General features: G+C 34.7%; 18 protein-coding genes. 8 read left to right on the top strand and 10 right to left on the bottom strand.

What is annotated here, in order from left to right; all coding sequences use genetic code 11:
* Positions 1-57: 57 nt before the first annotated feature.
* The 8 genes from ABI657_RS08680 to metG form a co-directional block, all read right to left on the bottom strand.
* Positions 58-750: a DUF2461 domain-containing protein gene (locus tag ABI657_RS08680; protein WP_348096857.1), complete on the bottom strand. Its 693-nt coding sequence runs from the start codon at positions 748-750 to the stop codon at positions 58-60.
* A gap of 348 nt (positions 751-1,098) precedes the next feature.
* Positions 1,099-1,617 (bottom strand): ferritin, encoded by a 519-nt coding sequence (locus tag ABI657_RS08675; protein ID WP_348096856.1) that lies wholly within the window; start codon positions 1,615-1,617, stop codon positions 1,099-1,101.
* A gap of 73 nt (positions 1,618-1,690) precedes the next feature.
* Complete coding sequence (locus ABI657_RS08670) at positions 1,691-3,163, bottom strand: hypothetical protein (RefSeq protein ID WP_348096855.1); 1,473 nt, start codon at positions 3,161-3,163, stop codon at positions 1,691-1,693.
* Between the two features lie 34 nt (positions 3,164-3,197).
* On the bottom strand, positions 3,198-3,833 hold the full coding sequence (locus ABI657_RS08665; RefSeq protein ID WP_348096854.1) for a chloramphenicol acetyltransferase: 636 nt from the start codon (positions 3,831-3,833) through the stop codon (positions 3,198-3,200).
* Positions 3,833-4,540 carry an HAD family hydrolase gene (locus ABI657_RS08660; protein WP_348096853.1) on the bottom strand — a complete coding sequence of 236 codons (708 nt, stop codon included), beginning with the start codon at positions 4,538-4,540 and terminating at the stop codon, positions 3,833-3,835. Before ABI657_RS08660 ends, ABI657_RS08665 begins: the two co-directional genes overlap by 1 nt.
* A gap of 59 nt (positions 4,541-4,599) precedes the next feature.
* Positions 4,600-5,481, bottom strand: coding sequence for a DMT family transporter (locus tag ABI657_RS08655; protein WP_348096852.1), 882 nt, complete (start codon positions 5,479-5,481; stop codon positions 4,600-4,602).
* A gap of 6 nt (positions 5,482-5,487) precedes the next feature.
* Positions 5,488-6,924, bottom strand: a complete 1,437-nt coding sequence (locus ABI657_RS08650; RefSeq protein ID WP_348096851.1) for a hypothetical protein — start codon at positions 6,922-6,924, stop codon at positions 5,488-5,490.
* A gap of 136 nt (positions 6,925-7,060) precedes the next feature.
* The gene (metG, locus tag ABI657_RS08645) at positions 7,061-9,223 is read right to left on the bottom strand and encodes a methionine--tRNA ligase (protein ID WP_348096850.1); all 2,163 of its coding nucleotides are present in this window, start codon (positions 9,221-9,223) and stop codon (positions 7,061-7,063) included.
* A 381-nt stretch (positions 9,224-9,604) separates the two neighbouring features.
* Here metG and ABI657_RS08640 point away from each other — a divergent pair, with 381 nt between their 5' ends.
* Together ABI657_RS08640 and ABI657_RS08635 are read left to right on the top strand one after the other, a co-directional pair.
* Positions 9,605-9,832 (top strand): CDGSH iron-sulfur domain-containing protein, encoded by a 228-nt coding sequence (locus ABI657_RS08640; protein ID WP_348096849.1) that lies wholly within the window; start codon positions 9,605-9,607, stop codon positions 9,830-9,832.
* A 146-nt stretch (positions 9,833-9,978) separates the two neighbouring features.
* Positions 9,979-11,109 carry a DUF664 domain-containing protein gene (locus ABI657_RS08635; protein WP_348096848.1) on the top strand — a complete coding sequence of 377 codons (1,131 nt, stop codon included), beginning with the start codon at positions 9,979-9,981 and terminating at the stop codon, positions 11,107-11,109.
* Between the two features lie 92 nt (positions 11,110-11,201).
* Here ABI657_RS08635 and ABI657_RS08630 read toward each other — a convergent pair whose 3' ends face one another.
* Both ABI657_RS08630 and ABI657_RS08625 read right to left on the bottom strand, forming a co-directional pair.
* Positions 11,202-12,104 (bottom strand): PhzF family phenazine biosynthesis protein, encoded by a 903-nt coding sequence (locus ABI657_RS08630; protein WP_348096847.1) that lies wholly within the window; start codon positions 12,102-12,104, stop codon positions 11,202-11,204.
* 214 nt (positions 12,105-12,318) lie between these two features.
* Positions 12,319-13,728 (bottom strand): MFS transporter, encoded by a 1,410-nt coding sequence (locus ABI657_RS08625; protein ID WP_348096846.1) that lies wholly within the window; start codon positions 13,726-13,728, stop codon positions 12,319-12,321.
* A 397-nt stretch (positions 13,729-14,125) separates the two neighbouring features.
* On the opposite strand from ABI657_RS08625, the gene ABI657_RS08620 reads away from it, so the two are divergent.
* The 6 genes from ABI657_RS08620 (at position 14,126) to ABI657_RS08595 (ending at position 20,738) form a co-directional block, all read left to right on the top strand.
* The gene (locus ABI657_RS08620; RefSeq protein WP_348096845.1) at positions 14,126-14,290 is read left to right on the top strand and encodes a hypothetical protein; all 165 of its coding nucleotides are present in this window, start codon (positions 14,126-14,128) and stop codon (positions 14,288-14,290) included.
* 68 nt (positions 14,291-14,358) lie between these two features.
* On the top strand, positions 14,359-14,901 hold the full coding sequence (locus ABI657_RS08615; RefSeq protein WP_348096844.1) for a hypothetical protein: 543 nt from the start codon (positions 14,359-14,361) through the stop codon (positions 14,899-14,901).
* A 102-nt stretch (positions 14,902-15,003) separates the two neighbouring features.
* The gene (locus tag ABI657_RS08610) at positions 15,004-16,548 is read left to right on the top strand and encodes a patatin-like phospholipase family protein (RefSeq protein ID WP_348096843.1); all 1,545 of its coding nucleotides are present in this window, start codon (positions 15,004-15,006) and stop codon (positions 16,546-16,548) included.
* Between the two features lie 176 nt (positions 16,549-16,724).
* Positions 16,725-17,996 (top strand): serine--tRNA ligase, encoded by a 1,272-nt coding sequence (serS, locus tag ABI657_RS08605; protein ID WP_348096842.1) that lies wholly within the window; start codon positions 16,725-16,727, stop codon positions 17,994-17,996.
* A gap of 70 nt (positions 17,997-18,066) precedes the next feature.
* Positions 18,067-18,891, top strand: a complete 825-nt coding sequence (gene lgt, locus ABI657_RS08600; RefSeq protein ID WP_348096841.1) for a prolipoprotein diacylglyceryl transferase — start codon at positions 18,067-18,069, stop codon at positions 18,889-18,891.
* 65 nt (positions 18,892-18,956) lie between these two features.
* Positions 18,957-20,738 carry a tetratricopeptide repeat protein gene (locus tag ABI657_RS08595; RefSeq protein WP_348096840.1) on the top strand — a complete coding sequence of 594 codons (1,782 nt, stop codon included), beginning with the start codon at positions 18,957-18,959 and terminating at the stop codon, positions 20,736-20,738.
* Positions 20,739-20,771: the final 33 nt, after the last annotated feature.

The following is a 20,771-nucleotide window of genomic DNA, read 5'->3' as shown; positions in this document are numbered from 1 at the left end:
AATATGATATCAACCCGACAGGTTTTTTGAAACCTGTCGGGTTTTTTGCATTTTAACTTATAAAACGGAAGCTCCGTTTATATCTGTAGTGAGCACTTCGCTCATGTAGTCAAAAAAAGGTCTCATGTTTTTGCATGCGTCTAAAGCCTGTTCTAAAAATAGCGGGCTCAATACTTCCTCATCAGTAAAACGTTTAATGACTAAAAACTGTTTGTAGCGAAGCAAATCAATCGCAGGATGATTGACATCAAAACCTTTTGGTGCTGTTTTGAGTGTCTCGCCCTGGAGAGTTCCGAAAGTTTTGACAAAAGATTCTGACTGCAATATTTTTTCCATTGGTTCAGCATCAAGGTTTAATTCATGTCTTATACGTTTTAAATCTGCAGCATTGGGTCCCCAAAAACCACCGGCAAAAAAACTGTTTCCTTTTTCCAGATGAAAATAATAGCCGCCTCGTCTTGCGGCTGTTGCACGTGTAAAACTGCCTCCCCAAAAAGTTTTAAAAGGAGTTTTATCTTTAGAAAAACGGATATCACGATAAATTCGGTACACACTTTTTTTGCCTGAAACAGTTTCTAAAACATCCGTTTTAGAGAGTTCCTGAAGCAGAGCACCAGCAAAATTTTCAATATGATTTAGTTCGACCAGATATTTTGTCTTATTTGCTTCAAACCAGGGCTTATTGTTATTTGCTTTGAGCTTATGCAAAAATTCGAGACTGGATTTGGGGATAAGAATTTGGTTTTCCATAATTTTTGTGTTTATAAAAGCAGAAGATTGTTTTAAACTAAAAACCCACCTGATTTCCAGATGGGTTTTTTTATATTTTAAGCCGTTTTTTTGAATAAATCATACATAGGACAACGGGAACAGCGCTTCTTCTCGCTTTTTTTGAATTTCTCACAACAAGTAGACTTGCAGTTTTCGATTTTCTTAATATTTTCAAGGATGTCTTTATTCTTTTTTTTCTTTTTATCCTTTTTTTTGTCCTTGTCTTTAACTTTGTCTTTCTTGCTCACGATCATCTCAATTATAAACTGAGACAAATATAAAATAAAAATGTTATTTTTATGTATTCTAAATAAACTTTAACTTTTTTTATTTTGGATTAATAGCGATTGAGCTGGTTACTGTTAACTGCTGAATATCACGATCAAAAAGGTATAGTCCGCCTTTATCATCACCAATCAGGTTGATTTTGTCCAGAATAGATTTAGCAGTTGCTTCTTCCTCAATTTGTTCTGCTACATACCATTGTAAGAAATTATGAGTTGCATAATCTTTTTCCTCAAAAGTAATATGTACCAATTCGTTTATAGATTCTGAAACAAAAATTTCATGATTATAAAGTGTTTCAAACATTTCTTTAAAAGTTGTATAACTTGTTTTTGGTGCTTTTAAGTCAGTAACCTGTGCATGTCCGCCACGCTCGTTAATATATTTAACCAGTTTTAGCATATGTGCACGTTCTTCATCTGACTGGGTGTACATAAATTGAGCAATTCCCTCTAAACCGTGTACTTCTGCCCAACAAGCCATAGCAAGGTAAGTTTGTGAAGATTCCGCTTCAATACGGATTTGCTTATTTAAAGCTGCTTCAATATTTTTTGATAACATAATGTCTTTTTTGTAAAGTTAAAAAAAATAATTCAACCGTTTTTTGAAACAGGGAAAACATATCACATTTGGATTAATTCTCAATAAATTTAATTTTACCAAATGTGGAAGGTTTAGAGAATTGTGCCTTATTCATAATTGGGTTTCCATTATCTTCATTCATAAAGCCATCCGTAAATTTACGCATGATGAATTGCCTTAATTTTGGGTCATAATAACCTAAAATGTAGTCATCTTTTACTTTCAGAATATTCTGAAGCGAAATATTTTTATTGATACTCAGATAATAATAAACATTATCAATTGCCAATGGTTCAGGTTGTTTGCTGTTTACAAATTCAAAACCTGAATTGAACATCGAATCAAAGAAAACCATTTTGTTTGAATATTCAGAGTATCCAGGATTATTAAAGTCTCCAAAGAAATTGTCCTGCCCATAATTATAATTTAAAACTTGATATTCTGCGAATCCGCCTAATGATATAAAAGTGTTTTTCCTGTTTTTAAAAGCTGATATTCCTGCATTTAAATCTGATAATTGTTTTAAAAACTTAGCTGTGGTTTTTACTTCCTGAGGTTTTTTTTGGCTTATCTGAACAAATAATGGAGAGTTTTTAAAAGGTATTGTATCATTTTTTGAAATCGTAAAGTTTTTAAGAGTTTTGCCGGAATCAAAAGCTTTGATATCAAATAAAAGCTCTTCGTTACTGGCCTTAACCTGCAATAATTTATTATCGTAAAAGAAGGAATTTGATGTTTTTGATGCTGTTTTAGAAACGGGTTGGTTAAAAATTTTCTCCGAAACACCAAGAGTTTCAAAATTTAGATTTAAAACCTTCGTGCTTTTTAAATTATAATCAAAAGTCAAAATAATTTCATTCTCAAGAACGTACATTTTGCTTTTACTTGAGGTTTTATCTAATGGATTGAAGTTATCAGTATCCATTTTTTCGATTGGATAATATCGAATCAGGGTGTTAAAAGATAAACTTTGTCCTTTTTCATTCTGAAATGGTATTGCGGAAAAATCAAACATTTTTATCTCACATTTACCATTGTTAAATTCATAAAGCAATAGATGCTGCTGATCTGTTTCTTTGGATAGAATGTAAAAGATATTATTTTTTTGGAAAGAAGAGATGATGTATTCATTGTTTAACGGCATGTCAAAATTTAACGCCCGTATTGTTTTTGTCTCCAGATAATATTTGATAATCCTTATATTTCTTAAATTATCTGTTGCCCAGTACAGGATTGGATTTCCGTCATCACTAATGCTATGCCCAATTATAGATCTGTTTTCTGCATTTTTTATGGAATCTCTGAATTGATTCTTCAGAAAAAGAAATTTGTTGTATTGTAAGATATTGATATATTTATCATCGGCTGCAAAAACATAAATATCATTGGTTTTTACATCTTCGGTATTCAGCATTTGGCCGTTTTCTAAAGGTCTGTTCAAATCCAATGGAAAAGAATTTAACACTGTCTGACTTAGCAAAACAGTATTATAAAAGACGCAGAAAAGGAGGGATAATTTTTTCATGTGTTTTTACTTTCAAATATTGTTCCGTTTATCTCTATTTACTGAGATTCATCAACTCCTGAAAAAGATCCACAAATTGTCCTACATGCAATCCATCCATCAATCCATGATGAACATGCACGGACATCGCCATGGTTTTTTTACCATTGTCTAAGGTAATCATTTTTCCGAAAGAAATCTTAGGGCAGCTGTCCGGAAAAGTGTAACTTCTGGCATGCGAAAGCGAAGTAAAATTCAGCCACGGAATCGCTGAGAAATGAATCAGGTTATTATCATCAAATGATCGTGTAAAAAGACCGGTTGTGTTTTGAATACGTTCAATTTCAGTTGAAGCATTTTGCTCGAAAATTTTAAAATCCGGATGATATTCAATTAATGAAAATCCGAAAGTTCCATCCTGGCGGCCAATCGTTGCCGAGGCATCAATACGATCATTGATATAAATCTGATCTTTTGAAATTCGATATTTAAAATTTTCGATAGAATTTACAGCAACTAAAGTTTTATGCAGGTAATAATTAAAAAAAGAAGCGTTCAGGCTTTTAGCTGTTTGATATGCATTTGTACAATCAATTTCGACTGTTGCTCCAAAAAAGGGTTCTTCCATTTTGCTGAAATGCAAAAAATGCTCTTTTCTGTTCCAGTTTTCTAAATCTAAAAGGGTTTTCATTATGATAAGTTCTGAACGACTTCAGTAATTTTTTCGAAAGAACTGAAATTTTCGTGTTCTACCTTGTGGCTAATTTTTTCATGTTCCCAAGTCGTATGAAACGGAATGTGAACGGCGTAACCACCAATTCCCAAAACCGGCAAAACATCTGATTTTAAGGAATTTCCAATCATTAAAAACTCATGAGGCTGAATATCCAGACGACCTAATAGTTTTTCATAATCTATTTCCTGTTTGTCTGACATGACTTCGATATGATGAAAATAATGACCTAAACCAGATCGGTGCAATTTGCTGTGCTGGTCTTTTAAATCTCCTTTTGTTGCCACTACGAGTTTGTATTTTCCGTGTAAAGCCTGTAACGTTTCTTCGATTCCGTCCAGCAGTTCAATTGGCTTTTCCAATAATTCTTTTCCGTATTGAATAATTTTTTCAATGACTTCAATCGGAATCGTATTGTTCGAAATATTCATCGCCGCTTCTATCATCGACAAAATATAACCTTTGATTCCGTAACCGTATAAAGGCAGATTGTCTATTTCAATTTTGAATAATTCCTGTGAAATGCCTTGGTGTGAAAGATAATCTTCCATCAATGCACAAAATTTATTTTCGGTTTCCTGAAAATAAGGTTCGTTGATAAACAAGGTATCATCGGCATCAAATGCGATCACTTTTAAGTTTGGGATTTTGTTTCTATGTAACATTAAATATTTTTTAGTTTAAAGTTTTCTTGTTTCACGTTCTGATATCAAAATCTTCAATTTTAAGAAAACAGTTTCTTGAACGTAATTGTTTTATCGTAAAACGTAATCCGGATTCCGAAAAGCAAAATGATGCCGCCGAAAACCATCTGTAAAGTTATTTGTTCTTCCAAAAACAACCAAGCCAAAACAGAGGTAATTACTGCCTGACTCAATAAACTTAATGAAACTCTGGTTGCGCGCATGTGTTGTGTGGCATAACTGATCGAAAGCCAGGCGCACAATTGGCAAATCAAAGCCTGAAGTACTAATATAAACCAGCCCGTATCAGAAAATCCGGTAAAAGGTTCGTTAAGAGAATAACAAAGTATTCCTAGATAAATGCTTGAAGCAATTAAACTGATAGTCATAAAAGACAATACATCAATTTCTGAAAGGACATTTTTGCTTACTAAAAGATAAATCGAATATAGAATTCCGGATAAAACGGCAAACAGAAATGCCTGATCAAAATTCAATTCCATAAAAAAGCTGAATCCAACCAAAGTCACCATTCCGAATAAGGAAACTACAGTTCCGATCCAGAAATTAGTTGCCGGCTTTGATTTCAAAAACAAAAAAGAACCAATTCCGACCCAAAGCGGAGACAAATTCGTCAATAAAGAAGCCTGAGTAGCACTTGAATCCTGAATCGCGATATTCCAAACTGCAACATCAGACGAAAATAAAATCCCGCAAAGCATCGCTAAAAGTGTAAATTTTAAGGTTGGAAGCTGAAAATTTTTCGTAAAAAGTACGTAAGGCAAAAGCAAAATCAGCGCAAATGTCATTCGGTAAAAAGCAGAAATCAATCCCGGAGCCAGTTTCAGTTTAACCAATATTGGGAATATTGAAATACAAAGTATGCCGCAGATTAAGGCTAATCTTGGTTTGGTGAGTTTCATTAGTTATTAATCAGCAAATTTTCTAAAGATGTATTCTTTCGTTTTATTGTCGTAGTAGCCTAAATTATAAAAATTGCCCATTTTGAATAGTGTTTGAGAAGAAACATCATTATTTTTATCGAAGTAGGTTCTTATTTTATCAAATGCTAAAGGTTGTAATTCACCTTTAATATGGTTTCCTTCATTATCAAACAGACCTTCTATTTTAACGACTTTTCTATTTGAATAAGAATTGAAACTTTCCATTGTAGGATTAGATATAGCTAGTGAAACCAGTGCACCAATTAATCCAAATTGACTCATTGTCGTTTGACCGGCAGACTGCTGTTCTGATGAAACACCTCCAAAAGCAATTAAAGTGTTTTGACCAATATGATAACAAGAAATACCAAGATTTAAATTATTTATTTTTCGAATAAACTGAGAACTGTTTGTTAAAGTTCTTTTGCCTCCAAAATCACTGCCTTCGAGTGACATTTCTGAATTTTTAAAATCAATTTGTTTCTCTGAACTTGCATCGTATTCTTTTATTAAAGTATTATCTAAATCTTTTATCGAAAAATAAAATTGATCCATGGAAGTTTTTACCTGATATAATTTGTTCTCAAAATAAAAAGAGTTAGAACTTAAATAAAAACGATCCCCTGATATTGAATGTTGGCGTACTATTTTTTCAGTGACACTAAAGGTTTCTAAATCAATTATAAAAACTTGCGTGTAGTCAACATTTGTATCTATTGTTATGGTGATTTGTTTATCGTTAAAATAACATTTTCGCTTTTTTGCACTATCTGTGAGTGAAGTTGGATTTTTAACATTGATGCTTTGCATGGATAAAGGAGCTTCAAAAGGAAGCAGGTTTTCTTTCAACACACCATATAAATCTGATTTAATATTATCTGAATTTAAAAAACGAAAACTATTAAAATCAATTGTTTTTTGTGTGTAAGTTCCTTCTTTATCAAAGATATGAAGTTTAAGACTATTACCTTTTTTGAGAACAGATAAAATGTAAAAATTTTCCTTTCCGCTAAATTTTTGAAGAATTTTCTCTTCTTTCAAAATAAGAGAATATTGTTTTGTTATAACTTCTCTAGTTTTTAAATCAAACAATTGGGTGAAAATTTCTTCATAATCATTAGAAGACCAAAATAATCGTGTATTATCATTATTAAGATTATAACCAATCATGTTGGTATACGTTTTCGGAATTGGTCTTTCAGCAGAAAGACTATCTATCACTTCCATTTTTTCGTTCAATCGAAGTGCATTAACCTTTATTTTATCACTAATAAATAAGGTAACTTCTTTTTTATCCTCATTTAATGTCTGAAAAACATCGCGATTCTTTTTTAAATTAATTGGAGTTGAACTAACAATTTCTTGTGAAAAAGAGATTAATCCATTTAAAAATAAAGAGGCAAGTAGTATTTTTTTTAGCATTATTTCGATGTATTAGTTTTTGGCGAATATCTTATTTTTTTAGAAAAAAAAATGTTTTTAAATTGAAATTAAATCAAAAAGCGTGAATCAATTAAGTTTTTAATCGATTCACGCCATTTTATAATATTTAGAAACCTTAGTTTACCGTCTCCCCATTCGGAGCATCAGCATCCGGATTGATAAAAACCAGTTTTCCCTCAGCATTTGTAGTCATCAAAATCATTCCCTGACTTTCAACACCACGCAAAGCTCTTGGAGCTAAGTTAGCCAGAACAGAAACACGTTTCCCGATAATTTCCTCTGGCGAAAAACTTTCGGCAATTCCCGAAACAATCGTACGAACGTCAATTCCGGTATCTACTTTCAGCACTAAAAGTTTATTGGCTTTTGGCATTTTTTCTGCTTCCAGAATAGTCCCGACACGAATGTCCATTTTAGCGAAATCCTCAAACTGAATCAATTCTTTTTGAGGTTCCGGTTGTTTGCTTTCAGCCAGGTTAGCGGTTTTTGTAGCTTCCAATTTTTCTATTTGTTTTTGTATTTCTTCGTCTTCGATTTTGGCGAAAAGCAATTCTGCTTCACCAATTTTGTGTCCTGCCGGAATTAAATCTGAATTTTCAGCAATATCATTCCAACCTAATACTTTATCAATAATGATATCTTTTGCATCGTGATTTTTCTCTTTGAGAAACTTGCTGAATCCTTCAAAATATTCTTTAAGATCACCTAAATTCAGGATTTTAGAAAGTTTTTTGGATGTAAAAGGTAAAAACGGTTCAGCCAAAACGCTCAAAGCCGCAGCAATTTGCAACGCCACATACATTTGGGTTTTTACACGCTCCGGATTGTCTTTCATTACTTTCCAGGGCTCTTCGTCTGCAAGATATTTGTTTCCTAAACGCGCAACATTCATCAATTCTCCCAAAGCTTCACGGAATCTGTAACGCTCCACCGAACTGGAAATTACGGCCGGATACGCTTTTAATTCAGTTAAAACCTGATTATCATAATCCGAAAAATTTGGAATTCCCCCTTCGGGGGTTAGAGTGCTTGGTGTAGGAACATATCCTTCATAATATTTGTTGGTTAAAACCACCACACGATTAATGAAATTCCCGAAAATCGCAACCAATTCGTTGTTGTTTCTCGCCTGAAAATCTTTCCAGGTAAAATCGTTATCCTTAGTTTCCGGCGCATTTGAGGTTAATGCATATCGCAAAACGTCCTGTTTCTCCGGAAATTCTTCTAAATATTCGTGCAGCCAAACAGCCCAGTTTTTAGAAGTCGAAAGTTTGTTTCCTTCCAAATTCAAAAACTCATTTGCAGGCACGTTGTCCGGTAAAATATAGCTTCCTTCAGCTTTCAACATCGCCGGGAAAATAATACAGTGAAAAACAATATTGTCTTTCCCAATAAAGTGAACCAGTTTCGTGTCTTCATCTTTCCAATACGGTTCCCAATCTTTTCCTTCGCGCGCTGCCCATTCTTTCGTAGACGAAATATACCCGATAGGCGCATCAAACCAAACGTATAATTTTTTTCCTTCGGCACCTTCAACCGGAACATCAATTCCCCAGTCCAGGTCACGCGTTACCGCACGAGGCTCTAATCCGCCGTCAACCCAGGATTTAACCTGTCCGTAAACATTCGGTTTCCAGTCGTTTTTATGCCCAACCAAAATCCATTCCCTAAGGAATTCAGTATATCTGTCCAATGGTAAAAACCAGTGTTTCGTTTTCTTTAAAATTGGAGTTTCTCCTGTAATCGTCGATTTCGGATTAATCAAATCCGTAGCATTCAAAGTCGAACCGCAATTTTCGCACTGATCTCCGTAAGCTCCGTCATTACCACATCTCGGACAAGTTCCCACCACAAAACGATCCGCCAAAAACTGATCTGCTTTTGCATCGTACAATTGCTCTGTTACTTCTTCAATAAAATCACCATTATCATACAGTTTTCTAAAGAATTCCTGAGCCGTATCATGATGAATTTTAGCCGAAGTTCTGGAATAATTGTCAAACGAAATTCCGAAATCAGCAAATGATTTCCTGATAATTCCGTCATATTTATCAATAACTTCCTGTGGCGTAACTCCTTCTTTTTTGGCTTTCATCGAAATCGCAACGCCATGTTCATCGCTTCCGCAAATAAACGCAACGTCTTTTCCCTGCAAACGCAAGTATCTCGAATAAATATCCGCCGGAACGTAAACCCCCGCCAAATGTCCAATATGTATCGGCCCGTTGGTGTAAGGCAAGGCTGCCGTAATAGTATATCTTTTAGGATTCTGTATCATGATTCTATTTTATTGAGTGCAAAAATAAGCAATAGAATTATTATTTGAAGCTATTTCCCGCTATCCGTTGCAATCTTTTGCTTTTTAAAGAAAAAAGCAAAAGGATTTTCACTTTTATCGGGGCTAGGGCAGTCGTCATAAGAGTGATTATCTTCTTGTTTGTGATTCCGAGAAACGAGTAATCTCCGCAAGAAGCCAACCACAAATATTTCAAAAATTGGAGAGTGCACGAAGATTGCTTCGCCAGTTCACTATCGTTCGTGTCCTCGTTCCTCAGAATGGCAATATTGCATAAAATAGAACCAGTTTAAACTAGCACATCAACTAAAATCTTCAAAATATATTTTGCAACCTTTACGCTCAAAAACTAAGACAAACATTATGAGCAAGACAAAACTAATCATCCAAAAAAACGGATCAATAAAAATCGAAGGTGATTTTGAAATCATGGATTCAGAAGGAACTGTTTATGGATTACAGGGAAGAGCAGCACTTGGTCTGTGCCGTTGCGGACAATCAGCAAACAAACCTTTTTGCGATGGTGCACATAGAAATAATTTTGAATGCGAAGCAAAAGCATTTGATTTACCACCAATGAAAACGAAATAGAAAATACTGATTTCTTGTTAAGCTGCATTTATTAGTAAATGCAGCTTTTTTTATGAATTTTTCTTTCTTTTAAAATAAATTTGCAGAATAATAAGGTAATTCCTTAAAAAACAATATTATATTTGGGAAATTTTAAAGACTTAAGAATGAAAAAGATAACCATTTTATTGCTGCTTTTAAATCTTGTTTTTGCTCATGCGCAAACTCAAAAGACCATTTCGAGTGATTGGACCTCTTTCAATCAAACGATAGATATTCAGACTTCCGTAAAGAAAAAATTCAGGGTCATTGCTTCTGTAAAGGTAGAAACTGATGAGCCACTTGCATGGGCCGGGGTCTGGGCGAGAGTAGATAATAAAAATGAGGAAGATGGCTTTTTTGACAATATGGGTGACAGACCCATTAAAGCAAAAAACTGGCAATCTTATACTGTAGAAGGAACAATCGATGCCAACACCAAATCTTTGAGTTTTGGGGGTTTGTGTCTGTTTAATGGGAAATTTTATTTTGACAAATTCGAATTGCAAATTGAAAATGCAAAAGGTGTTTTTGAACCTTTAACCATTTTAAATTCAGGTTTTGAAACACCTGTAAAAAATGGGGATATCCCAAAATGGAGTTTAGGAACATCCAAAGATAAAATTGTTAAGGTCAAAGAATATAAAATCACTTCGGATAAATCCAGTGCAGAGGGAAACTATTCATTAGTGTTGGAAGGTTCTGGTATTAAGGCAAAACAAGACGGAAGAATTGGAAACGTAGAAGGAGCATCGCCTCAAATAGGCGCCATGATTTCGATGTTGGAGGATCTTAAAGATCGTGTTGAAAGAACAGTAAAGAACATGAGTCAGTATGAAATTGATTATCTGCATGATGAAGAGGCCAACCGAATTGGTTCCTTAGTGATGCACCTGGCAGCTGCCGAAAAATATTATCAGGTTTTTACTTTTGAAGGCAGAGGTTTTAATGAGGAAGAAAAGAAAAAATGGGAAACTGCCTTAAATTTAGACCAGGGCGGAAGAGATGAGTTTAAAGGCCACAGTATTCAGTATTATCTGGATATTTATAATGAGGTGAGAGCCAAAACGATTTCAGAATTAAAAAAACGGGATGATGCCTGGTTTGCCGAAGTTCAAAAAAGTTATGACTGGACGAATCAATACTGCTGGTTTCACGTTATGGAACACCAGTCAAGTCATTTAGGACAGATTTTATTTTTGAAGAAACGAATTCCGCCGGAAAAGAAACTCATTCTGGAACAAGAGTTGAAACACTAATTGGTTTTAAGTTATGGTATTTAAAAAGCTGCATTAAGCAGCTTTTTTTTATTTTTATTTTTTCGAATAATTAGAAGCTCATAAAAAAAGTTTTAAAGGTAAAGTTCCCCACGCATCGTAATAATCGAAGAACCGCCAACTAAAATATCATTTTCCCGATTCATAACTTCAATCAGCGAGGGTTGATTTAATTTGACGCCCTGCAGAATTTTATATTCTGTGTTGGGCTTAGTGAATTTCTTTTGGGTTAGAAAACCAATTAAAGGTCCGGCCGCTGTACCTGTAGCGGGATCTTCATTTATACCGATTATCGGATTGAAAAATCTTGCTTCGACTACGTGATCCTGATTTTCATCTGAAAGGGCAAAACAATAAAATCCTTCAGACTTATATTCCTTAGAAATTTCAATTAAAAGTTTATTATCAGGAACACAATCATTAAGGATTTGACTGTTTTTTATGGGAACCATAGTATGTGCAACTTCCGTTTTTACTATAGTAGGAACAAAAGCATTCACGTCTAAATCCTCAATTTTTAAACCAAGTGCCACCGCAATTTTATAAGTCGGGATTTCCTGTTTGATAACGGCTTGTTTTTGATGCATTTGCACAACTGGATATTGAGTAACGGGATCAAAACTTACCGTTAACGGAATTGGCGAATTTTTCATAATGACAAAACAATTGTTTTGATTCTGTTCTTTAAATATCGGTATTTTTTTTAGTAAGGCACCGCAAACTGAGCCAAGTAAATTGTGTCCCGCACCGTCTATTTCGATTCCTGTAGGCGTAAACGAACGAACATTTAGTGCTTTTTGCTGAGCGGAATAATAAACAAATGAAGTTTCAGAGTAGCCAAACTCCTTTGAGATATTTTGATAAACCTCCAATTCCAAATCACCATCAGTAAAAACAACAGACAAGGGATTTCCTTTGTAACTTTTATTGGAGAATACATCTAAAACGTAGTATTCCAGTGTGGTTCTTTTTTCCATTGTTTGACTTTTTATAAATTTATCAAAAGAAATGTTACAATAGTATCAGAATAACGCTATTGTAAATTTAGTATTGTACAAAAGTAAGATATAAAAGTACTGTAAAGAATATCAGAAAAATAAAGGTTTAATTACCTTTTTGTTTTAGTTCTTTTGATGAAAACAAAAACAAAATATACAATTAAAAGATATGGGAAATACTCTATAGTTATCGCTAATCTTCAGATTTCATATTGTCACCGTCTTTAAAATGCAAACGTCTGAAAACCATTCCCGATAAAATCGTTAAAGAGCCTACAATCAAAAAGGTGTAACGAAATGCATTATGAATTTCGTTGTGAATGAGTTTGACATCACCCTCAAAAATTTTAAGAACCAAAAGGCCAAACGCAATTCCGAAACCTATTGCCAATTGCTGATTGACCGACACTAATGAATTTCCGCTGCTAGTGTGGTACTGGCGTAAATCGGCTATTGAAATGGAATTCATAGACGTGAACTGTATGGAATTGAAAAATCCCAGTACCGCAATAATAGGAACATACCAGTAAATAGAATTATGAATAGAGGGTATAGCCATACAACATATCAAAAACCCTATTATAAAAGTATTCACCATCAAGGTAGTTCGGTAGCCAAATTTATTCAGAATAGTAATTACTGTTGATTTGCCAAACATAGCCGTTAATGCCATCGGTGCTACAATCCAACCGGAGACTACTGCCGATTGTCCATAGGCAATTTGAATCATCATAGGCAATAACAAAGGAATTGAGCTAATACCCAATCGGGTTGCCAGGCTGCCTAAAATACCAATTCGGAAAGTACGTACCTGAAATAAATTTAAAGGAAATATAGGATTGTTATCTTTTGAGGCGTGGCGGTAATACCAGTACAACATTAAAAATCCCGACATTAAAATCGCCAGTACCGGAGTTACACGAACGGTATTGCCAAAAAGTTCCAAAGCTATTGACAAAAGCAAAGAAGCCGCTGCAAAGAGCAGGAATCCTTTTAGGTCAAAATCTAAGATTTTCGATTTGTAATCGGGCATGAATTTGAGACTTAGTAAAATTCCGATCAGGCCAATCGGGATATTAATCAGGAAAATCCAGTGCCAGGATAAATAATCAACCATATAACCTCCTACCAACGGACCTAAAACCGGACCAATGAGGGCAGGAATAATGGCAAAATTCATGGCTTTTAATAATTCTTTTTTTGGGAACGTTTTAATTAGTGCCAGTTTCCCTACCGGAGTCATCAAACTGCCGCCAATACCCTGGACAATACGGGAAATGACCAATTGGGTTAAATTTTGAGATAAAGAACAAAACAAGGATCCCAGACTAAAAAGAAACAAGGCAATTATAAATATTTTTTTGGTTCCAAACTTGTCAGCCAGAAAGCCGCTTACAGGCATTAGCAACGCCAAAGTAAGTACGTAGCTGATAATCGCGTTTTGCATTTCAAGAGGTGACTCGTTGATGTCTTTGGCAATAGTTGTTAATGATGTATTTAAGATGGTCGAATCGAGCATCTGCATGAATATAGAGGTCGCCAGTATGACCGGTAATAATTTTTTGGTTGTAGCATCTGGCTGAGGTATTTTGACTTCGTTCATTATACTGATTTATCGTGAAATGATTTGTTTTTCACTCGTCTTTAGGCATTAGTTTAAATTTAATTAAAATTTTCGGGTTGTGGAAATTCAATTTAAAAAACTTAAATTCTTAGCAATGCAGGTCTGTAACTGATTTTGAAAAACACGATAAATGCAAAACAAAACCAAAAAAGAAGCTATTTTTCAATGTTATCCATTATAGCTGTAAATCTCAGTCCTCGCAAGCAAAAAATTTTCCAATAAAACGAAATTGCGTTAGGGATAGCAGCGGAAAGCCCGCAGCCTGACGAAGGAAGTGCGAGGACTTGCAGCGAATAGCCCGGCCCGGAGGGAAACGCCCCAATTATTCCCATTCCGTTTCTTATATTTGTAAACCCAACAAACGAAGTATTAAATTATGGCAAAAGGACCAGAAAAAAACACCAAAAACAAGGCGTTGCATAGCAAATTGCTGAACCGGAAAAAAGCTAAGCTTCAGGAAGAAAAGAAAGAACGCGCCATGCGTTTGAAAGCATTGGTGGCGAAAATGAATGAAAAGAAGAGCAGCGACGGTAGTATATAAATCAGATTGTATTGCGTTTCTGTTTTAATTTAACCGAAATTTGCAAAACAATACAAAACATAATCAAAATGGAGGAATTCGGCAGAATAATAGTTTCAGAAACAGCGATGAATAGTGAAAATCCACAGGATGTTATTCACTCGAATATTTCGGTAATCAACCTGATGCGAGAAGAAGGCGTTGAGGATGAATTTATTCACGAAGATGCACTGATGAGTTATTACCTTGATTATTACTGGTCGCAATATGCCGAGGGAAATTTTGCGCAGTTTGTTCATAAATCGGGTTGGGATAAGGAGCTGAATGAACTTATAGAAGAAGGCCTGGCTTTGATTGGTGCCGAAAAACATTTGGAATTGTTTCAGCAGCAAGCTAAAAAAGTAAAACTGATGAGCAGTGTAAAACTGGCTAAATTTTTAAAAGGAAAACTGGAAGGTGTAAACCCGGTGAGAGATTCTTTGAACAATGATACTTTTTACGAACTGGAAGAAAACCTGATTATGCTAAATGCCAGTTTTTTAAAAAACCATCCGGATTTCGAAGTGCTTTCGGTAGATGATATGTTTGCTGTTTTAGAGCAATATGTTGGTCATGAGATCAAACGTGCCTAAATAATTCTTGGTATTTTAAATTTTACACAACCTTAGTCAACTAGTTTTTGCTATAACTTTATTAATTTAGCCTTAATGATTTAGCTATTTAAAAAAGTCAAAATGAGATACAGATATTGTGCCGCATTATTTATTCTATTGCTTCAGTTAGGAATTTCTCAAAACAAAATCAGCCTTTTTTCTGAAATCAATTACAACTCGATTCCATCTGTAAATTTAAACGAATACAAATCGGTTCAGGAACGCGATGCCAAATTTCAAAATCCAAATATTGCTTTGGGAATAGGAATTTCAGGTGGCGGGTCCAGGGCACAGTTTTTCAGTATGGGCGTGCTTTTGGGACTGGAAGAAATTGAAGAAAATAATGGGCAACGCAATTTTTTAAACCAAATTGATTATTTCTCTACGGTGTCAGGAGGCTGTTATTCGGCAGGTTATTATTTAACGATCCTGAAAAACAAACTTTTTTATGATAACTGCACCTTCAATGAGTTTTATTTTTCAAAAGCTGATGCTTATAAAGATTATGTTGATAAATCGGCGAATATCTTATCGCTTCTCAACAATAACAGAAATGAAAAAGGCAATAAAATATCGATGACACAACGATTGGATTTGGAAGTTTTGCAATATGACAGTACCAATCCTGAAAATCCTGAAAAATTCAAAACCCAAATGCAATTGTCTGATTTTTTTGTTCCGAAAGAAAGCATTCAAAAACCGTATTTACCTATAATAGTCGCAAATGGAACAGCTTATAACAACGGAGAACGCATTCCGTTTATGCCGCATATTATTAAAGGACTCAATCTTAATTCTTCCCTCGCGCCCAATAAAGCTGAGATTTCATTAAATGAAAATAAGATTAACAATGGTTACGATTTTCCGCTAACATATGCCATAACGGCAAGTTCTGCTTTTCCGGGTGTGTTGCCAAAAGTAAAATTCGGAGTCAAAAACCAGGATAAAATATTGTGCATTATTGATGGAGGAACCTCAGACAATATGGGGTACAAAACTTTAATTGAGCTTCTTGGCAGCGACTCGAAAGTAGAGAGTAAAAACAAAAAAGCGCTTTTCATTGATTGTCTTGGACAAGGTAAAAAAGAACCTTACATCAACGATGAAAAAATCAAATTGAGAACATTACTCGAAACCGCTTCGCTTTACACGGTTCAAACGAGATACATGACTTTTGAAAGAGATGTTGAAAATTTACTGGAGCGATACAAAATACCGGTTTCAAATTATCAGGTTATTGGTTTTACAACCTTGAGGGAACATTTATTGAAAATGAAAAAAGACCGGCAATACGAAGATTTAGTTATAGAATTAAAAAATACAGACGAGGAACAGGCTAACTGGGTAGTATTTCATGACAAATTCAAAAAAGACCTGATTGATCAGTTTGGCGAACTCAGTTTTAAAAAAGATAAGGATGGAGAGATCATTCTGGCCACTTTAACCCGCGACAAATTCAATGATTTCACGGCTGCAAATATTTTAATTTTATATGAATTTGCTTCTCATGTGGAAACAAAATTAAGAATCACTCCTGAAGAAAGAGAAATGTTATTGTTGTCAGGACGACTGGCAACATTTTTAAAAACCAATGAATTGAAAGAATTGCTGGTAGAGCATAAATAGTCAGCTTCATTCTGCTACCAAAAACCCAAAGGCTTAGTGAGCAATGCTGAAATTTTATCTCAGTTTTTGTTCCTCAGCGCAGAATCATTTTCCCTTAAAACTTTGTCGTAATCTTAGGAAACATTTCCTTAAATTTGCTTCCGTTATAAAAACAAAATAGTTATAAAATACAAGCTATGTTACAAATCGCATTTATTAGAGAAAATCAGGAGAAAGTAATCAAGGCTTTAGCAAAACGAAATATCGATGCTAAAAGTGTTGTTGAAGAAGTGGTGCAATTAGATGAAAATCGTCGTGCAGCTCAGGTAGAGTTGGACACTATTTTATCTGAATCTAATAAATTGTCCAAAGATATTGGTGAATTAATGAAAGCGGGAGAGAAATCGAAAGCTGCAATCCTAAAAGAAAAAACAGTTGCATTAAAAGAAAAAAGCAAGGAATTAGGTGTTAAAGCAGAAGTTTTGGCAGAAGAGTTATTGCAGAAACTATATACTTTACCAAATCTTCCGGCGGATATTGTTCCTGAAGGAAAAACACCCGAGGAAAACCTGAATGTTTTTGAAGAAGGAGAAGTTCCGGTATTACATGAAGGCGCACAGCCACATTGGGAACTGGTAAAAAAATACGATATAATAGATTTTGAACTGGGTGTAAAAATTGCAGGCGCAGGATTTCCAGTTTACAAAGGAAAAGGTGCTAAACTGCAACGTGCCCTGATCAATTATTTCTTAGATAAAAACACAGCCGCAGGATACAACGAAGTTCAGGTACCGCATTTAGTTAATGAAGCTTCAGGTTACGGAACAGGACAATTGCCGGATAAAGAAGGGCAAATGTACCATTCAACCATTGATGATTTATATTTGATTCCGACTGCTGAGGTTCCGGTTACCAATTTGTATCGTGATGTTATTTTAAACGAAAGTGAATTACCGGTTTTAAACACGGCATATACGCCATGTTTCCGTCGTGAAGCGGGTTCTTACGGGGCACACGTGCGCGGATTAAACCGTTTACACCAATTTGATAAAGTTGAAATAGTACGCATTGAACATCCTGATAAATCTTACGAGGCGCTTGACGGAATGGTAGAACACGTCAAAAATATATTGCAGGAATTGAAATTACCATACAGAATTTTACGTTTATGTGGTGGTGATATGGGTTTTACAGCGGCTTTGACCTATGATTTTGAAGTATTTTCTACAGCGCAGGATCGTTGGTTAGAGATTAGTTCTGTTTCTAACTTCGAAACTTTTCAGGCAAATCGTTTAAAATTGCGTTTCAGGGACAAAGACGGAAAAAACCAATTGGCACATACGCTAAACGGAAGTTCATTGGCTTTACCAAGAGTTTTGGCCGGAATATTGGAAAATTACCAAACTCCGGAAGGAATCGTAATTCCTGAAGTGTTACGCCCTTACTGCGGATTTGATATTATAAATTAAGTTTTTAGAATTCATAATAAAACATGACAGGTTCCTCAATCTGTCATGTTTTATTTAAAACCCAAATCAGATGATTGGAATATTAAACTGGAATATTGATCCCGTTATCTTTTGGATCACAGATACTTTTCCTCTAAAGTATTACGGAGCATTTTTTGCTTCCGGACTCCTGCTTGGTTTTTATATCGTTAGAAATATTTACAAAAAAGAAAATGTTTCTTTAAAAAATCTGGATAGTCTGCTGGTGTACGTCATTGTTGGAACTGTTTTGGGAGCGCGACTAGGCCATTGTTTTTTTTACGAGTCATCTTATTTTTTCCAACATCCGATAGAAATACTTTTACCGATTCAGAAAATTGATGGAGCGTATCAATTTGTGGGTTTTCAGGGACTGGCAAGTCACGGAGGAACGATCGGCGTTTTGATTGCGATTCTTTTATATTGCAGAAAATACAAAGTGAAGCTGTTGTGGATTTTAGACCGAATGGCCGTAGCAGTTCCTATTACAGCTGCGTTTATCAGGTTTGGAAATTTCATGAATTCTGAAATTTATGGAAAACCAACCAACGGAAACTGGGGAGTTGTTTTTGAAAGAGATGATTTGATTCCGAGGCATCCGACTCAATTGTATGAAGCATTCTCGTATCTGCTGATTTTTGGAATTTTGTATTTTATGTTCCAATCAGAAAAAATAAAACATACTAACGGAATCATTTTTGGCTGTTTCCTGACGTTATTGTTTATGGCAAGGTTTATAATTGAATTCTTCAAGGAAAACCAGGAAGCTTTCGAGAATAACATGCTAATCAATATGGGACAGATTTTAAGTATTCCCTTTATTGTAATTGGCTTAACTTTGATTATCTTGAAATTAAAGCAAAAAAGAATACATTGAAATTTGATAATGCTTAATCCAGTTTCGGAATAGGAAACTGAAACTGCAACCTAAAAGACTGAAATATGAAGAACACTTTTATCTATATCGTTTTGTTGTGGTCTTGTTTTGCGTTTTCTCAAAATGAGCAATTGGCTCAATATTACTACGATAAAGGAGATTTTGAAAAGGCAAAAATCAGTTATGAGGAACTTTTAAAAGGCTCGCCGTCCAATACCCAGTATTTTTTACGAACTGTCGAAAGTTATCAGCAATTACAGCAATTTGAGGCTGCTCAAAAAATGATTCTGGAGCGTTATAACCGATATAAGCAAGGTGTTTTATTAGTAGAGTCAGGTTATAATTATCAATTACAGAAAAACGAATCCAAAGCCAAAAATTACTACGATCAGGCCATTGAAAAAATAAAAACCAATCCGAATGATGTTTATGGAATCGCAAATTCGTTTGAGAAAAAAGTGTTGTTGGAATATGCCCTGAAAGCGTATCAGACAGCCATGCAGGTACAGCCAAATTACAATTTTAATTTCCAGATTGGAATGTTGTACGGACAGTTAGGAAAAACAGATCTGATGATCGATCTTTTGCTGACCGAATCTTTTACAAATCCACAAAATTCAAATTTAATTCAGACACAATTGGCACGTTTCATGAATGGTGAAACCGATAATACCGCTTTTAAGGATGCCATGCGAAAAGCATTAATCCTTCGAACGCAAAAAGATCAGGATGTATTTTGGAATCATTATCTGAGCTGGTTCTATGTACAGCAAAAAGAATTTGGAAAAGCTTTTATACAGGAAAAGGCCATTTATAAACGAGAACCGGAATCGCTTATCAGTATTGTGAACCTAAGCCAGTTTGCATTAAATGAAGATGATATTGAAACGGCTACTGAAATTTTGAATTTTATTTTGCTGAATACTAAAGATTTGGACTTGCTGGTGCAGTCAAACGCGCAATTAATGGAAATTAAAATTGATAAAACGACCGAAAAAGATTATCCTGCAATCAATACAGAGTTAGAACATTTGCTCACTACCTATGAAATCACTCCTTTTACCTTATCTTTGCAACTCATTCAGGCGCATTTCCTGGCTTTTAATTTAAAAAAGACAGAAGAGGCCAAAACAATTGTAAAAAAAGCTCTAGAACTGAATTTGAACGAGTATCAAAAAGCAGATGCCAAAATGGAATTGGCGGATATTTTGCTTTTGGAGGAAAAATTCAATCAGGCGCTGATTTATTATTCTCAGATCCAATTGGATTTAAAGAATGATGTCATGTCGCATGAAGCGAGTTTAAAAGCAGCCAAAACAAGTTATTTTAAAACTGATTTTGAATGGGCTTTAAAACAGTTTAAAGAATTAAAGTCAGCAAATACACAGTTGATTGCCAACGATGCTCTTGAATATTTTTTACTGATCAATGACAATACCGTTGCTGATTCAACCCAAACAGCCTTGAAGCAGTTTGCAAAAGGAGATTTTTTACTATATCAAAATAAAAAACCTGAAGCGATAGCTCAGTTTCAGGGCATTTTGAAGAATTTCAAAGGTCAGGAAATAGAAGCTGTTACAATGTTGCGTTTAGGTAAAATATATGAAAGCCTGAAAGATTATAATTTGGCTTTAAGCCAATACCAGCAAGTAATTGACCATCATAGCGACGGAATTTACGTAGATGAGGCACTGTTTTTTTCGGCAGAAATTTACAATGACGAATTAAAAGATACAGAAAAAGCAAAACCTTTGTATGAAAAGGTGATTTTTAACCATCAGGATAGTATTTACTTTGTTGATGCGAGAAAAAAATACAGGGAGTTAAGAGGAGATAAGAATTTATAATATGATTATGAGCTTCATTTTTGAGTATTTAGG

The organism is Flavobacterium sp. (assembly GCF_039930565.1).
GTDB lineage: Bacteria > Bacteroidota > Bacteroidia > Flavobacteriales > Flavobacteriaceae > Flavobacterium.
This window is presented reverse-complemented; position numbering and strand designations above follow the sequence as displayed.

Coding starts and splice junctions, on each gene's coding strand:
- ABI657_RS08610 (WP_348096843.1), top strand. CDS start 15,004: ATGAGATACAGATATTGTGCCGCATTATTTATTCTATTGCTTCAGTTA.
- ABI657_RS08655 (WP_348096852.1), bottom strand. CDS start 5,481: ATGAAACTCACCAAACCAAGATTAGCCTTAATCTGCGGCATACTTTGT.
- ABI657_RS08635 (WP_348096848.1), top strand. CDS start 9,979: ATGAAAAAGATAACCATTTTATTGCTGCTTTTAAATCTTGTTTTTGCT.
- ABI657_RS08595 (WP_348096840.1), top strand. CDS start 18,957: ATGAAGAACACTTTTATCTATATCGTTTTGTTGTGGTCTTGTTTTGCG.
- ABI657_RS08615 (WP_348096844.1), top strand. CDS start 14,359: ATGGAGGAATTCGGCAGAATAATAGTTTCAGAAACAGCGATGAATAGT.
- ABI657_RS08620 (WP_348096845.1), top strand. CDS start 14,126: ATGGCAAAAGGACCAGAAAAAAACACCAAAAACAAGGCGTTGCATAGC.
- metG (WP_348096850.1), bottom strand. CDS start 9,223: ATGATACAGAATCCTAAAAGATATACTATTACGGCAGCCTTGCCTTAC.
- lgt (WP_348096841.1), top strand. CDS start 18,067: ATGATTGGAATATTAAACTGGAATATTGATCCCGTTATCTTTTGGATC.
- ABI657_RS08680 (WP_348096857.1), bottom strand. CDS start 750: ATGGAAAACCAAATTCTTATCCCCAAATCCAGTCTCGAATTTTTGCAT.
- ABI657_RS08630 (WP_348096847.1), bottom strand. CDS start 12,104: ATGGAAAAAAGAACCACACTGGAATACTACGTTTTAGATGTATTCTCC.
- ABI657_RS08650 (WP_348096851.1), bottom strand. CDS start 6,924: ATGCTAAAAAAAATACTACTTGCCTCTTTATTTTTAAATGGATTAATC.
- ABI657_RS08670 (WP_348096855.1), bottom strand. CDS start 3,163: ATGAAAAAATTATCCCTCCTTTTCTGCGTCTTTTATAATACTGTTTTG.
- ABI657_RS08625 (WP_348096846.1), bottom strand. CDS start 13,728: ATGAACGAAGTCAAAATACCTCAGCCAGATGCTACAACCAAAAAATTA.
- ABI657_RS08675 (WP_348096856.1), bottom strand. CDS start 1,617: ATGTTATCAAAAAATATTGAAGCAGCTTTAAATAAGCAAATCCGTATT.
- serS (WP_348096842.1), top strand. CDS start 16,725: ATGTTACAAATCGCATTTATTAGAGAAAATCAGGAGAAAGTAATCAAG.
- ABI657_RS08640 (WP_348096849.1), top strand. CDS start 9,605: ATGAGCAAGACAAAACTAATCATCCAAAAAAACGGATCAATAAAAATC.
- ABI657_RS08665 (WP_348096854.1), bottom strand. CDS start 3,833: ATGAAAACCCTTTTAGATTTAGAAAACTGGAACAGAAAAGAGCATTTT.
- ABI657_RS08660 (WP_348096853.1), bottom strand. CDS start 4,540: ATGTTACATAGAAACAAAATCCCAAACTTAAAAGTGATCGCATTTGAT.